The sequence below is a fragment of the Sphingobium xenophagum NBRC 107872 genome (genome assembly GCF_000367345.1).
Classification (GTDB): domain Bacteria; phylum Pseudomonadota; class Alphaproteobacteria; order Sphingomonadales; family Sphingomonadaceae; genus Sphingobium; species Sphingobium xenophagum.
In genome coordinates this window covers 81,326-93,712 of the sequence record NZ_BARE01000017.1, presented here as the reverse complement: position 1 = coordinate 93,712, position 12,387 = coordinate 81,326, and the positions used below count along the sequence as shown (strand labels likewise).

Annotated in this window: 19 protein-coding genes; 10 read left to right on the top strand and 9 right to left on the bottom strand. The window is 63.9% G+C overall.

Annotation, left to right across the window (positions count from 1 at the left end; translation table 11 throughout):
* Positions 1-338: 338 nt before the first annotated feature.
* The gene (locus SX1_RS10110; RefSeq protein ID WP_019052917.1) at positions 339-815 is read right to left on the bottom strand and encodes an SspB family protein; all 477 of its coding nucleotides are present in this window, start codon (positions 813-815) and stop codon (positions 339-341) included.
* 98 nt (positions 816-913) lie between these two features.
* On the opposite strand from SX1_RS10110, the gene hisB reads away from it, so the two are divergent.
* From hisB to hisA, 3 genes are all read left to right on the top strand, one after another.
* Positions 914-1,501, top strand: a complete 588-nt coding sequence (gene hisB, locus SX1_RS10105; protein WP_026002551.1) for an imidazoleglycerol-phosphate dehydratase HisB — start codon at positions 914-916, stop codon at positions 1,499-1,501.
* Positions 1,498-2,115, top strand: coding sequence for an imidazole glycerol phosphate synthase subunit HisH (gene hisH, locus SX1_RS10100; protein ID WP_019052915.1), 618 nt, complete (start codon positions 1,498-1,500; stop codon positions 2,113-2,115). The genes hisB and hisH overlap by 4 nt, the downstream gene beginning before the upstream one ends.
* Positions 2,116-2,220: 105 nt before the next feature.
* On the top strand, positions 2,221-2,958 hold the full coding sequence (gene hisA, locus SX1_RS10095; protein WP_019052914.1) for a 1-(5-phosphoribosyl)-5-[(5-phosphoribosylamino)methylideneamino]imidazole-4-carboxamide isomerase: 738 nt from the start codon (positions 2,221-2,223) through the stop codon (positions 2,956-2,958).
* Here the strand turns inward: hisA and SX1_RS24665 are convergent, their stop codons facing one another.
* Genes SX1_RS24665 through SX1_RS23790 form a run of 3 tightly spaced genes read right to left on the bottom strand, consistent with a single transcriptional unit; the run spans position 2,959 to position 4,036 of the window.
* Positions 2,959-3,129 carry a hypothetical protein gene (locus SX1_RS24665; RefSeq protein ID WP_217996411.1) on the bottom strand — a complete coding sequence of 57 codons (171 nt, stop codon included), beginning with the start codon at positions 3,127-3,129 and terminating at the stop codon, positions 2,959-2,961.
* A gap of 36 nt (positions 3,130-3,165) precedes the next feature.
* Positions 3,166-3,432 carry a PIN-like domain-containing protein gene (locus SX1_RS25050; RefSeq protein ID WP_370670734.1) on the bottom strand — a complete coding sequence of 89 codons (267 nt, stop codon included), beginning with the start codon at positions 3,430-3,432 and terminating at the stop codon, positions 3,166-3,168.
* Positions 3,329-4,036, bottom strand: a complete 708-nt coding sequence (locus SX1_RS23790; protein WP_081609952.1) for a DUF433 domain-containing protein — start codon at positions 4,034-4,036, stop codon at positions 3,329-3,331. Before SX1_RS23790 ends, SX1_RS25050 begins: the two co-directional genes overlap by 104 nt.
* A 57-nt stretch (positions 4,037-4,093) precedes the next feature.
* Here SX1_RS23790 and hisF point away from each other — a divergent pair, with 57 nt between their 5' ends.
* From hisF to SX1_RS10065, 4 genes are all read left to right on the top strand, one after another.
* Positions 4,094-4,858: an imidazole glycerol phosphate synthase subunit HisF gene (gene hisF / locus SX1_RS10080; RefSeq protein WP_026149651.1), complete on the top strand. Its 765-nt coding sequence runs from the start codon at positions 4,094-4,096 to the stop codon at positions 4,856-4,858.
* A 166-nt stretch (positions 4,859-5,024) separates the two neighbouring features.
* Positions 5,025-5,288, top strand: a complete 264-nt coding sequence (locus tag SX1_RS10075) for a PEP-CTERM sorting domain-containing protein (RefSeq protein ID WP_017184002.1) — start codon at positions 5,025-5,027, stop codon at positions 5,286-5,288.
* Between the two features lie 44 nt (positions 5,289-5,332).
* A complete protein-coding gene (locus SX1_RS10070; RefSeq protein ID WP_017184001.1) occupies positions 5,333-5,653 on the top strand; it encodes a phosphoribosyl-ATP diphosphatase in 321 nt (106 codons plus the stop codon).
* A gap of 71 nt (positions 5,654-5,724) precedes the next feature.
* Entirely contained in the window at positions 5,725-6,291 is a 567-nt protein-coding gene (locus SX1_RS10065; protein ID WP_017184000.1) for a hypothetical protein, read from the top strand.
* 33 nt (positions 6,292-6,324) lie between these two features.
* On the opposite strand, the gene SX1_RS10060 is transcribed toward SX1_RS10065, so the two are convergent.
* Entirely contained in the window at positions 6,325-7,224 is a 900-nt protein-coding gene (locus SX1_RS10060; RefSeq protein ID WP_019052909.1) for a histone deacetylase family protein, read from the bottom strand.
* Positions 7,225-7,295: 71 nt separating this feature from the next.
* On the opposite strand from SX1_RS10060, the gene SX1_RS10055 reads away from it, so the two are divergent.
* The 3 genes from SX1_RS10055 to SX1_RS10045 are packed head-to-tail and all read left to right on the top strand — an operon-like array spanning position 7,296 to position 9,801.
* Positions 7,296-8,759 (top strand): L,D-transpeptidase family protein, encoded by a 1,464-nt coding sequence (locus SX1_RS10055; RefSeq protein WP_026149650.1) that lies wholly within the window; start codon positions 7,296-7,298, stop codon positions 8,757-8,759.
* Positions 8,760-8,765: 6 nt separating this feature from the next.
* Entirely contained in the window at positions 8,766-9,074 is a 309-nt protein-coding gene (locus tag SX1_RS10050; protein ID WP_019052907.1) for a hypothetical protein, read from the top strand.
* A 52-nt stretch (positions 9,075-9,126) separates the two neighbouring features.
* Positions 9,127-9,801: a murein L,D-transpeptidase catalytic domain family protein gene (locus tag SX1_RS10045; RefSeq protein ID WP_019052906.1), complete on the top strand. Its 675-nt coding sequence runs from the start codon at positions 9,127-9,129 to the stop codon at positions 9,799-9,801.
* Positions 9,802-9,901: 100 nt separating this feature from the next.
* Here the strand turns inward: SX1_RS10045 and SX1_RS10040 are convergent, their stop codons facing one another.
* The 4 genes from SX1_RS10040 to SX1_RS10025 form a co-directional block, all read right to left on the bottom strand.
* Complete coding sequence (locus SX1_RS10040) at positions 9,902-10,675, bottom strand: hypothetical protein (RefSeq protein WP_017183995.1); 774 nt, start codon at positions 10,673-10,675, stop codon at positions 9,902-9,904.
* 101 nt (positions 10,676-10,776) lie between these two features.
* The gene (locus tag SX1_RS10035) at positions 10,777-11,472 is read right to left on the bottom strand and encodes an ATP12 family chaperone protein (protein WP_019052905.1); all 696 of its coding nucleotides are present in this window, start codon (positions 11,470-11,472) and stop codon (positions 10,777-10,779) included.
* A complete protein-coding gene (locus SX1_RS10030) occupies positions 11,469-11,723 on the bottom strand; it encodes a hypothetical protein (protein WP_017183993.1) in 255 nt (84 codons plus the stop codon). The genes SX1_RS10035 and SX1_RS10030 overlap by 4 nt, the downstream gene beginning before the upstream one ends.
* Positions 11,720-12,379, bottom strand: coding sequence for an HAD-IA family hydrolase (locus tag SX1_RS10025; RefSeq protein ID WP_026149649.1), 660 nt, complete (start codon positions 12,377-12,379; stop codon positions 11,720-11,722). The genes SX1_RS10030 and SX1_RS10025 overlap by 4 nt, the downstream gene beginning before the upstream one ends.
* Positions 12,380-12,387 lie beyond the last annotated feature (8 nt).

Genomic DNA, 12,387 nt, shown 5'->3' with positions numbered 1-12,387 from the left:
CATATGCATGGCAAAAGAACCCGAAAAGCAGACGCGCGTGAACAACGATCAAGCGAGCGTCCAGAAGCGCGACGGTGAGCGCCACCCCACGCCGACCCCGACGCCTCGCCCCACCCCGAAGGACCGGCCAAAGGGTAATTAAGTCGGACTAACAATAATACCGTCGGTATAGCAATCTAGCAAAGTGATGATCTCATCTCGTCTAGCCATGATCACTTTGCAGTGAGTATAACAACCACTGCTGGCCCCCGAAAGAAGCAAAGTTCCGGAGCAAGTCCGGAGTGATGAGGGGTTAGGGAGGGTCGTGCGAACAGGCGCGGCCTAGCCGTCGCCCGCGCCTACTTCTTCTTGCCGAAGTCCACCGTCACCACGTTGGAGCCATCTTCCGCCACGACTTGCGGGCCGTCATTTTCGGCTTCGTCATGGGGTTCGGGCAGGGCGTCGCCCGCGACCTGGAATTGCAGGGCGAAGTTGACGGCGGGGTCGACGAACGCCGTGATCGCCGCGAAGGGGATGATGAGGTGGGCGGCGACCTGGTTGAAGGTCAGGCTGACCTCGAAATGATGGTCGCTGACCTTCAAGTCCCAATATTTATTCTGGAGGACGATGGTCATTTCGTCCGGGAAGCGCTCGATCAGTCGCTTGGGGATGTCGACGCCGGGGGCCTGGGTCTTGAAGGTGATGTAGAAATGGTGGCTGCCGGGCAGGCCGCCGCTGGCCTGCACCTCTCCCAGCACGCGGCCGACGACGGCGCGCAGGGCTTCCTGCACGATTTCGTCATAGGGAATCAGGCTGTCGGGCAGGTCATCGCTCATGGCGCAATGTCCTAACGGCGCGAAACAGGGGGTCAACCCCCGCGCCTCAGATTGCAGGTCCAGATTGCATGACGCGCGGCACGCGCTATAGGGCCAGCATGCGCACGGCCGAGATTCACCGCAACACGGCGGAAACCCAGATCGACGTAACCGTCAACCTTGACGGCACGGGTCTTTATACGGTGTCGACGGGCATCGGCTTCCTCGACCATATGATCGAGCAATTGTCTCGCCATTCGCTGATCGACATGAGCGTCAAGACCGTGGGCGACCTGCATGTCGACCAGCATCACACGACCGAAGACAGCGCAATCGCCATTGGCGAGGCGGTGGCCAAGGCGCTGGGCGACAAGCGCGGGATTTCGCGCTATGGCTCCGTCTATTCACCGATGGACGAGACGCTGACACGGGTGGCGCTCGACATTTCGGGGCGGCCATGGCTGGTGTGCAAGCTGCCCTTCACCGTGCAGAAGATCGGCGAGTGGGACGCGGAGATGGTGGAGCATTTCTTCCACAGCTTCGCGCAGGCCGCCGGCATCACGCTGCACATCGAATGTCTGTATGGCAGCAATAATCACCATATCGTCGAAAGCGCGTTCAAGGGGCTGGCCCGCGCGCTGCGGCAGGCGGTGGAGATCGACCCGCGCAAGGCGGACGCGATCCCGTCGACCAAGGGGATGTTGTGAGCGGGGTCGCCCTGATCGATTATGGCGCGGGCAATCTGCATTCGGTCTATAATGCCCTGCGCAAGGCGGGGGCGGGCGATGTCGTCATTACCGCCGACGCCGATGTGGTGGCGCGGGCCGACCGGATCGTGTTGCCGGGCGTAGGCGCGTTCCGGGCGTGCCGCGATGCGCTGGTGGCGATCCCCGGCATGGTCGAGGCGATGGGCGAGGCCGTGCATCGGCGCGGCGTGCCGTTTCTGGGCGTGTGCGTGGGCATGCAATTGCTGGCCGACGCGGGCGAGGAATTCGGGCGGCATGAAGGGCTGGGCTGGATCGGCGGCACGGTGCGGCTGATGCAGCCGGACGACGCCAGCATCAAGGTGCCGCATATGGGGTGGAACGATGTCGTGCTGAACGGCGCGCCGCCCCTGATCGAAGCGGGCGAGGCCTATTTCCTGCACAGCTATCATTTCGAGGCGACCGATCCGGCGCATGTCGCGGCCGTGACCGACCATGGCGGCCCGCTGGTCGCGGCGGTCGCGCGCGACACGATTATCGGTTGCCAGTTTCACCCGGAAAAGAGCCAGACCTATGGCCTTTCCTTCCTGTCGCGCTTTCTGGAGTGGAAGCCGTGATGATGCCGATCCGTGTTCCCGCGAAGGCGGGAACCCAGTTGAAACGTCGGAGCTGGGTTCCCGCCTGCGCGGGAACACGCTGCCCCAATATTGTCTGGTGAGCCCATGTCTCTAATCGTCTTTCCCGCCATTGATCTGAAAAACGGGCAGGTCGTGCGCCTGGCCGAGGGCGATATGGATCGTGCGACCGTTTATGGCGACGATCCGGCGGCGCAGGCGGCGCTGTTTGCCCAGGCGGGGGCGCAGCATCTGCATGTCGTCGATCTGGACGGGAGCTTTGCGGGCCATGCGGTGAACGCCGCGGCGGTCGAGCGGATTGTCGAGACTTTTCCGGGCCATGTCCAGCTGGGCGGCGGCATCCGCAACCGGGAAGCTGTGGAACGCTGGTTCGACCTTGGCGTGTCGCGCATCGTCATCGGCACGGCGGCGCTGAAAGATCCGGCCTTCGTCAAGCTGGCGGCGCGCGATTTTTCCGGCGGGATCGTCGTGGCGGTCGATGCGCGCGACGGGTTCGTCGCGACCGATGGCTGGGCGGAAAAATCGGACATGCCGGTGATCGACCTGGCCCGGCGGTTCGAGGATGCGGGCGTTGCCAGCCTGCTCTTTACCGATGTGGGCCGCGACGGGATGCTGAAAGGCTGCAATGTCGAGGCGACGGTCGATCTGGCGCGGGCGACCGACATTCCGGTGATCGCGAGCGGCGGCGTGGCGGGGATCGCCGACATCAGGATATTGAGCCTGCACGCCGACGACGGCATCGAGGGCGTGATTACCGGGCGGGCGCTGTATGACGGGCGGCTGGACCTGAAAACGGCGCTGGCCGTGGCGCAGGCGGCGGCGTGATCAAATTTGCTTGAGTCTACCGCGTTCACTGATTTCAAACAGCCCTCTGGAAACCAATTCGGACTGTCCCACAATGTCAGGCCAGATATACAGCAGCCGAGCAATCTGTTGATGAAGGGGCTTTTTCCTGAGCGACGGCGCCAATACAAAGCCAACCAGATTGTTACGCAAAAATGCGTCTCTTTCGATCGCATTACGGCCAATCCGTCAATCCGCTGTCAAAACTGACCATCGGCCTTCATTGCCCAGCGCCTCTATCCACTCCTTATCCGAAATGCCCGGTCGCCCAAATTTCTGACGCAGCGCTACAATCTCATGCTCCTCGAAAAGAGCTTGAAGACTACGGGCCGCGCGCGGCGGCAAATTCTCATCAAGTAGAAGCCGCACGCTTTTGGGAAAGTCCTCGTTCAAATTCGATTGCGGATCGCACCACCGATACCGGAACTTCAAATTGTCGAGCGACAATCGCTTCATCTCTCTCAGCTTCATATGCCTCGAGAATACGAAAGGTAGGAATACCCGTATCATCAATAACAGGCTGGCCAAACGCTACTGCTGGTGCAATGGATATGCGCCTGCGCCGCCCAACGACATGCCATTTCGATACAATTCCATGATCAAAATCCAAATCCTTGAAAGTAGGACTGATCAGCGATCTGAACGCATGTTGCCCATCTCGAACATCAATAGTGTGGCCTACCTCACCATCCCGCTCATGGTCCCAAATTTCCAGAAACAGTGTTCTGCCATCGGTTTGGAATTGCCGGGTCGAAAGAGGATAATCATGACCAACCAGCACCCGCGCCTTCGACAAAAGTGAACGCACAGAATTTTTGCCTAACCCTGCGCGCATAAATGCGATCACAAAGCGAATTTCGATTAAATCCCGAAATCCGAGATAGATATCATCCAGATTGGAATATTCCGAGGTCCATAACGGTGCCTGTTCGACGATCCGATCACCCCGCCGATATTCATATCCGCCTAACCAGCGCTTGATCTTGGCCGGTTGCACGCCCAAAAGCCGCGCAGCCTCGCCAGGCTGATAAACTGCGAAATCTTGATGGCGTTGGAACATATCAAGGGCCTAACACATGCTCAGAGCGTTGAGAATCCGAAAAATGGGATGGCAGCCATGACCGTCCGCACCCGCGTCATCCCCTGTCTGGACGTCGCCAACGGGCGCGTGGTCAAGGGCGTGAACTTCGTCGATCTGCGCGATGCGGGCGATCCGGTCGAGCAGGCGAAGCTGTATGACGCGGCGGGCGCGGACGAACTGTGCTTTCTGGACATTACCGCGACGCACGAGGCGCGAGGGACTATCCTCGACGTGGTGCGGCGCACGGCCGAAGTCTGCTTCATGCCCGTCACCGTCGGCGGCGGGGTCCGCACGCCCGACGATGCGCGCGCGCTGCTGCTGGCAGGCGCGGACAAGGTGGCGGTGAACAGCGCGGCGGTGGCGCGGCCCGAACTGGTGGCGGAGATTGCCGATCGTTTCGGCAGCCAGTGTATCGTGGGATCAGTGGACGCGCGCAAAGTCGGCGAAGGGCGTTGGGAAATCTTCACCCATGGCGGGCGCAAGCCGACCGGGATCGACGCACTGGAGCATGCGCTGCGACTGGCGCAGCTGGGCGCTGGCGAATTGCTGGTGACGTCGATGGATGGCGACGGGACGAAAGCGGGCTATGACCTGGCGCTGACGCGGACCATTGCCGACGCGGTATCGATCCCCGTCATCGCCAGCGGCGGCGTGGGGACGCTGGACCATCTGGTCGAGGGCGTGACGATGGGTCATGCCAGCGCGGTGCTGGCGGCGTCGATATTCCATTTCGGGCAGCACAGCATCGCGGAAGCCCATCGCGCGCTGGCGGCGGCGGGCGTGCCGGTGCGGGCGGCCTGACCCCGCAAAAACGTCGATTTACTTTACAGTAACCATATTTCCGGAAGCGTCGTTAACCCTGAAAATGGCGGAAATCTGCCGGATGGCACCATCCGGCATGAAGGCTGCATTAACCCTGGCGGGTCGCGTTCGACCATATCGGTTCAACGGAAACAGGGTGACATTCATGAAACTCAACAAGATGCTTTTGGCGGCAGGGGCCGCTGGCCTGATCGGTGCGGCGACGCCGGCGCAGGCGACATGGTGCTGGTTCGGCAAGTGCGGCGGCGGCACCAGCAGCGGTGGCACGACCAGCAGCGGCGGCACGACGTCCAGCTCAGGCGGCAGCACTCCGACTCCGGTGCCTGAACCCGAACAGATGGGCCTGTTTGCGATGGGTGTGGCCATTGTCGGCTTCCGCCTGCTGCGCAGCGGCCGCAAGCGGAAATAATTTTCCCATTGACGGGTGGCGCGCGCGGCGCTTGATGCGCAGCCATGCGCGCCACCCTCTTTACACTTGAACAGACGATACGCCAGCGGCGGTCGGCTGACCCGTCCACATCCTATGTCGCCAAGCTGACGGCGCGGGGACGCGGCAAGATTGCGCAGAAGGTCGGCGAGGAAGCGGTCGAGGCGGTGATCGCCGCGATGGCGGGGAACCGCGACGAACTGGTCGGCGAAAGCGCGGACCTGCTGTTCCACCTGCTGCTGCTGCTGGCCGATTGCGACATTTCGCTGGATGCCGTGTGCGACGAGCTGGAGCGGCGCGAGGGCGTATCGGGCATCGCGGAAAAGGCATCGCGCCCTACCGATTGACAATTACCGGATAGATTTTGCCTCCGCTGCGTTCTGGCCTAGCCTTATGGGCGGGACAGGGAGTGGAGAGCATGATGATACGGACGGTAATCGGCGGCCTGCTGGGCGGCTTTGCAATGTTTATCACAGGCTTCCTGTTCTGGGGCACGCCATTGAGCGCGCTGGCGATGAGCCGCGCGGAGGGACAGGCGAGCGCCAATTTGCAGGCGGCGCTGGCGCAGGCGCTCAACACGACCGGCACCGGCGTCTATACTGTCCCCGATCCGGCGACGGCGGAGGGCACGATCCTGTACGGCAAGGGGCCGATAGCGCAGATTTTCTACAACAGCAGCGGCTTTCCGGTGACGGACAGCGCCAGCCTGATCGGCGGGTTGATCCTGTCGCTGGTGGTGGGCGTGCTGATTGCGCTGGCGCTGCGGTTCGTGACGACCGGCTTTGCCGAGCGGGTCCGGGTCGCCCTGATCTTCGCGCTGGCGGGGGTCTTGTGGATGCATGTCGGGCAATCCGTGTTCAACCATGCGCCCTGGGGCTATATTCTCTATCTGGCGTTCAGTGACTTTGTGGCGCTGGCCGTGGCCGGACTGATCGCGGCGAAGATCATGGACCGGGCGCAACCCACGGTCGGGACGGTGCATTAAGCCGCGATGCCGTCAATCTGACCCGTTGGAGCTTCAAACCATCGCTTCCTGCGCCATGCGGATCATGCAGGCGGCGTGGCGATGGGCGACGGCCATGCGGTCCTCCCCATAACCGCCGCCCATGGTGCTGGCGACCGGGATGGCGCGGGCGCGGGCCTGGCGCATAACATAGCGGTCGCGCGCATCCAGCCCCGCGTCGGTCAGGGCCAGCCGCCCCAGCCGGTCGTCGCCATGGGGATCGACCCCGGCCTGATAGAGAATGAGGTCGGGCGCGAAATCATCCAGCACGCGCGGCAGCGTGTCATGGAGGATGGCGAGATAGGCCGCATCCTCCACCCCGTCGGGCAAGCCGATGTCCAGCGTCGAACGCGCCTTTCGCACCGGGAAATTTTTTTCGGCATGGATCGACAGGGTGAAAATATCCGCCCGGCCCGCCAGCAGCGAAGCCGTGCCGTCGCCCTGATGCACGTCGAGGTCGAGGATGAGGATACGATCCGCCTCCCCTTCCGCGATCAGCCGGTTGGCGGCGATGGCAAGATCATTGAACACGCAATAGCCCGCCCCGCTATCGGCCAGCGCGTGGTGGCTGCCTCCTGCGGCATTGGCGGCAAAGCCGTGGATACGCGCCAGCCGCGCCGCCGCCCAGGTGCCGCCGGGCGACAGGGTGGAGCGAAGCATGACCCGCTGGGTCACCGGAAAGCCGATCCGCCGTTCCTTGGCCTGCGGGACGGTGAGGGTCAGCACTTCTTCCACATAGGCGGGATCATGCACCGCCTCTATCCAGACGCGCGGCATCGCATCGGGCGTGTGGAGCGTCATGGCGGGCGCGACTTCGCGCAACGCCTCCATCACCAGCCCATATTTGTCGAAACGAAAGCGGCTGCCGGGTGTTGCGGGAGAGACATAGGCAGGATGGTGAACGACGTGCAGCATGATCTTTTCCGCTATCGTGATTTGAACGGTGGCCGCTTTGCGCTATCTGGTCCAGCATGAACCGTCCCGATATGATCCGTTTTTCGACGCTGGCCCTGTTTGGCGCCAGTGTCCTTAGTGCCAGCCCCCTGCCCGCTTACGCCCAGACGCCGGTAACACAACCCCCGGCCGTGGCGCCGACACTGCCCCCCGCAATGGTGCAGCCATTGCCGCCCGCGCCATTGCCTGCCCCCATTCCGCCGCTGTCGGCCATGCAGGAAGCATGGGCGAATGACTGGTTGCGCAGCGGAGCCGAACAAGGGTTGACGGCGCGGCGCAAGGCGACCGCCACGCTGACCGGCGACGCGCTGGTCAGCGCGCTGCTGGACCGGGCGAAGGCGCTGTCCACCGGACGGGTCGATGCCGCCGATTTTCTGGAAATCTGGGCGCTGCGCCCCGAACCCTATGACCCGCGCCCAGGATTGGCGAAGGCCGTGGCCGAGGACCGGCTGGCACAATGGGCCAATGCGCTGACGCCGCCCTATGCGGGCTATGAAGGGTTGCGCAAGGGGCTGGCGACCTATGAGGCGATCCGCGACAAGGGCGGCTGGCCGGTGCTGACCGCGACATCCGCGCCCATGGTGGTGCGCGCGCGCATCGCGCTGGAGGACAAGAGCGTCACGCCGACGGAAAATCTGACCGACGTGCTGCAACGCGCGCAGCGGCGCTATGGCCTCAACCCCACAGGGTTGCTCGACACGCGGACGCTGGCGGCGCTCAATGTCAGCGTGGACGACCGGATCGCCGCGATCATGGCCAATATGGAGCGGTGGCGCTGGATGCCGCGCCGCCTGCCGGTCAACCGGGTGCAGGTGAACATCGCCGCCGCCGTGCTGACCGTGTTCGAGGGCGACCAGCCGGTCACGTCGATGCGCGCCGTCACCGGCAGCCCGCAAAATGCAACGCCGATGCTGTCGTCGAACATCCATTCGATCGTGGTCAATCCGCCCTGGAACGTGCCGATGTCGATCGCCAGGCGGGAATTGTTCCCCAAGGGACGCGCGACGCTGGCCAAGCAGGGCTACAAGATCGTCAAGACGCCCGAAGGCGGCGAACGGATCGTGCAGCCCGCAGGCCCGAACAGCGCGCTGGGGCGGTTGAAGTTCGATTTCGCCAACCCGTTTGCCGTCTATCTGCACGACACGCCCGCACGCGGGAAATTTTCAAGCTATGACCGGCTGGCCAGCCATGGCTGCGTCCGGCTGGAAAAGCCGGTGTCGCTGGCCGAACTGATGGTGGCGAGCGACCCGGACCTGAACGGCCAGATCCAGACGCTGATCGATAGCGGCAAGACGCAGCGCGTATCCCTGCCGCAGGAAGTGGCGGTCTATCTGCTCTACTGGACCGCCTTTGCCAGCAGCAACGGCACGATGAGCTTCCGCGCCGATCCCTATGGCTGGGATAAGTTGCTGGCCGAAAAGATCGAGGCGTCGAGCAGCCGGGCCGACCCGACCGCCGCGCCCGCACCCACCCCAACCATCGCATCGAAGGACTGATCACCCATGCGCAAAATTGCCCTGTTCGCCCTAGCCGGTGCCCTGGCCCTGTCCGCCTGCGGCAAGAAGGAAGAAGAACCGGCAGCGACCAATAATCTGGTCGAGCCGCCGGTCGAGAATGTCATCATCGAGGAACCCGATGCGGTGATGCCGCCGCCGTCGAACAATGCGGTCGCGACTCCCGCGCCACCGCCGTCGGTTTCCGAACAGCAGCAGATTCAGGATGATGCCGACGCCAGCGGCATGACCGCGCGCCTGCCGCAGGAAGGCGAAGAGAGCCAGCCTGCGGACGAAGCGAGCCATTCCGCGCCATAAGGCGCATCGCCCCGCTCTTGGAGCGGGGCGGCGACTTTGCTATATTCGCGCCATGGATCGCCGCAATTTCACGAAGTTCGCCATGAGCGGACTCGCTTTTTCGTTTCTATCCGACAGCATCGGCCGGGCGGCCGTGCCGGTAACAGCGCCCCTGCCCGCCGCCGCGCCATCGCCTGCCAAGCTCATCGTGCAGCCGATCGCCCCCAAACCCTATGCGTCGCTGCTGGAAAAGGCCAAGGCCGCGCTCGACCGGCATGGCGACGCCTTCACCCTGCGCGACCGCGTGGCGATCGCCGATTTTGCGGCTCCGTCAAAGGAATTGCGCTTCCACGTCGTCGACCTGATCGGCGGGCAGAGCAGCAGCTACCTGGTAGCGCATGGCCGCGGATCGGACCCGGCGCATAGCGGCTGGCTGCACAGTTTTTCCAACGAACCCAATTCGCTGGCCAGCAGTTCGGGCGCGTATGTGACCGGCGAGCAATATGTCGGCCAGCATGGCCGGGCAATGCGGCTGATCGGGCTGGACCCGCAGAACAACAATGCCGAACCGCGCGCCATCGTCGTCCATGGCGCGGATTATGTGGGCGAGGATCATATCGCCGCCTGGGGCAAATGCGGGCGGAGCGAAGGCTGTTTCGCGGTCGCGCCGCACATGCTGCCGCAATTGCTGGGGCTGCTGGGCAGCGGGCGGCTGCTCTATGCGGACAAGATCGGGGTCGAGGCGTAAGGGCACGCCCGTTCCGGCTCCGCATGCCTGCGGATCAACTTGTAAGGGTCGTGCGCCCTGAGCCTCCCAAGGGCAGGCTCAGGGCGCACGCTGTGGGGTATCAGCCCGCCTTGGCAGCGCCGGTCAGCGCTTCGGCCGCAGGCTTGTTCGTTGCGTCGACCGTGCCATTGGCCAGCATCGTCTTGCTGAGCGTCACCGCTTCGGTCTTGAGCGCGGGGTCGCTGCTGGTCTGGCTGGAGCCGATAAGGGCCGAGAGAAGAATATTCTTCGTCACCTTGTCGTTCGCATTTTCGGACGCGGACTTGCGGGCGAGGGTCAGCGCTTCGGCGTAGAGCGGCGCGGACCCGACCTTGTCCTGGGCAGCGAGCTTCTGGTTGCCCATCTGGATCAAGATGCCCGCCAGGATATTGCGGCTGGCGGCGTCAGCAGGCTTGGCCTCCACGACCTTGCGCCAATAGGGCAATGATTCGCCGTAAAGGGCGATCACCTTGTCCATCTGGCCCAGGGCGCCATAGGCAGCGGCATCAGCATAGAGGGCGTTGGCGAGGAAATTGACATTCTCGATCTTGGACGGGTCAACCTCTACCGCGGTCCGGATGGCGGGCAGCGCCGCATCATATTTCGCAACGGCGCCGGCATTGTCGCCAGCCTGCTGGGCGGCCTGCCCGGCCGTGAAAGCCGTGACCGCGCTGTTGAAGGCGGTGATCTGTTCCGGCGTCATTTCCGCAGCAGCCGGGGTCGCGGATTGCGTGGCAGCTTCCGTGTCAGGGGTAGCAGCGGCGGGGGCGGCGGGGGCGTCCTGCGCCATTGCGGGGGTAGCCAGCGCCAGCGGCGCGGACAGGCTCATCAAAGCGATCAGGGCGGACTTTGCCAATGTTAGGGTCTCCTTGGTCGTTATTCCATAATGTCGAACGGGCGATTGCTACGCCTTTCAACATGAATAATGAACGAAGGAGCAGGCTGGTTCCCAGCCTTTCAGGGGCGGCTCATCCCGCAAAAGGCTCCGGCCACGGCAAAATCGGCCGCGCGCCGTGCATTACGCGCGGCGGCCTGCGCATCTTCGCCCCATTGTTCGACCTGCCAGGCTTCGTCGATTTCCGCCGCCTGCCAGATGGCGTCAAGATCATGGCCGCCATCGACAATGGCGAGGCCGCAGATCAGCGAACCGCTGAGATTAACGAGCGTGGACAGCCCCGCGAGTAGGAATGGATCGAAGGCTTCGACCACCGCGCCGAGACGGGTGAGGGTCTGAGCGGGCTGCGCGACCGGCAAGACACCCTGCGTGACGACGAAGGCCACGTCATAGCGGGCGCGCGCCCAGTCAAGCAGCGGGTCCCACGCCGCCGCCTGCCGCTGCACCAGCGTTTGCGGCGCTTCGGCACGATAGCAAAGCAAGTCGCTTTCGCCATAGCGGGCGATCCCGGCGGCAAAGCTCTTATGATTGGCGATAACATGGTCGATCGCAGCGTTGGCGAGGCCGGTAAAGGGCATCGTCGCGGGATCGACGCTCTCCCCCTGCGCGCGCCATTCGGCAGCCACCGCATCGGCCAAGGCAGGCGTAGGCAGCGCCAGCAGCGCACGGGCGGGGGTGCGGACCGGGCGGGCATCGAGCTGGACGGCAAAACCCTGATCGGACGCGATCACGGCGATGTCCTTGTAAAAGCGCTTCATGGCTTCGTGCGCTTGAACAGGGCCAGCATCAGGCGGGGCACGATGACGAACTGGAACAGGCCGACGATGACCATGATCGCGCCGAACGCCTTGGCCTTGTCCCCCTGCACCCAGGTGAAGCGCTGCATGATGGCGAGGAAGCCGAACATGACGATCAACGCACCCGACAGGCGGAACAGGCCGATGGCGAAATGCCGCTGGCGGGCGATCTTTTCGGGATCAACGGGGGGTGGAGGCGGAAAGTCGGTCATGGCGCGCCGATATGGCCGCGCAATTCGCCGCTGTCCATGGCCACTGCCTGCGCGCCTGCCGCGATCAGTTCGTCAGGGGCATGATAGCCCCAGGCGACGCCGATGCTGCGCACGCCTGCCGCCAGCCCCATGTCGATGTCGAAACTGGTGTCGCCGATCATGACGGTCGTGTCCGGGGACGCGCCGGCTTCGGCCATGGCGGTCAGCAGCATGGAGGGATGCGGCTTGGACGGGTGGCGATCGGCGGTCTGGAGCGTGACGAAGCGGTCGATCAGGCCATGATGGGTCAGGCAGAGCGCCAGGCCCCGATCCGATTTGCCCGTGGCGACGCCCAGCAGCCAGCCTGCGCGATCCAGATCATGCACCAGATCGGCCATGCCGGGATAGAGCGGTTCGGACACCGCATTTTCGCGTCGCAGCGCCTGAAAGGCCAGCTTGTAGCGTTCCGCGAGATGCGCGTGGAAATCCGCATCCGCATCCGGAAGCAGCCGGGCCATGGCATGGGGCAGCGAAAGGCCGACCGCGGAGAGGATGGCCAGCCGGTCGGGCGCGGCCAGACTGGCTTCCTCGAACGCGCGGGCCATGGCGGTGCAGATGCTATGCTGGCCATCGACCAGCGTGCCGTCGCAATCGAACACGACTAACGGGTTGGCCATAGACGCTG

Bases quoted from the DNA above. Each gene is read 5' to 3' on its own strand.
- SX1_RS10110 (WP_019052917.1), bottom strand. From the start codon at position 815: ATGAGCGATGACCTGCCCGACAGCCTGATTCCCTATGACGAAATCGTG.
- SX1_RS25050 (WP_370670734.1), bottom strand. From the start codon at position 3,432: ATGAAGCGATTGTCGCTCGACAATTTGAAGTTCCGGTATCGGTGGTGC.
- SX1_RS10075 (WP_017184002.1), top strand. From the start codon at position 5,025: ATGAAACTCAACAAGATGCTTTTGGCGGCAGGGGCCGCTGGCCTGATC.
- SX1_RS10070 (WP_017184001.1), top strand. From the start codon at position 5,333: ATGCGCGCCACCCTCTTTACACTTGAACAGACGATACGCCAGCGGCGG.
- SX1_RS10030 (WP_017183993.1), bottom strand. From the start codon at position 11,723: ATGACCGACTTTCCGCCTCCACCCCCCGTTGATCCCGAAAAGATCGCC.
- hisA (WP_019052914.1), top strand. From the start codon at position 2,221: ATGTCTCTAATCGTCTTTCCCGCCATTGATCTGAAAAACGGGCAGGTC.
- hisF (WP_026149651.1), top strand. From the start codon at position 4,094: ATGACCGTCCGCACCCGCGTCATCCCCTGTCTGGACGTCGCCAACGGG.
- SX1_RS10025 (WP_026149649.1), bottom strand. From the start codon at position 12,379: ATGGCCAACCCGTTAGTCGTGTTCGATTGCGACGGCACGCTGGTCGAT.
- SX1_RS10055 (WP_026149650.1), top strand. From the start codon at position 7,296: ATGATCCGTTTTTCGACGCTGGCCCTGTTTGGCGCCAGTGTCCTTAGT.
- SX1_RS10050 (WP_019052907.1), top strand. From the start codon at position 8,766: ATGCGCAAAATTGCCCTGTTCGCCCTAGCCGGTGCCCTGGCCCTGTCC.
- SX1_RS10065 (WP_017184000.1), top strand. From the start codon at position 5,725: ATGATGATACGGACGGTAATCGGCGGCCTGCTGGGCGGCTTTGCAATG.
- SX1_RS10060 (WP_019052909.1), bottom strand. From the start codon at position 7,224: ATGCTGCACGTCGTTCACCATCCTGCCTATGTCTCTCCCGCAACACCC.
- SX1_RS23790 (WP_081609952.1), bottom strand. From the start codon at position 4,036: ATGTTCCAACGCCATCAAGATTTCGCAGTTTATCAGCCTGGCGAGGCT.
- SX1_RS10035 (WP_019052905.1), bottom strand. From the start codon at position 11,472: ATGAAGCGCTTTTACAAGGACATCGCCGTGATCGCGTCCGATCAGGGT.
- SX1_RS10045 (WP_019052906.1), top strand. From the start codon at position 9,127: ATGGATCGCCGCAATTTCACGAAGTTCGCCATGAGCGGACTCGCTTTT.
- hisB (WP_026002551.1), top strand. From the start codon at position 914: ATGCGCACGGCCGAGATTCACCGCAACACGGCGGAAACCCAGATCGAC.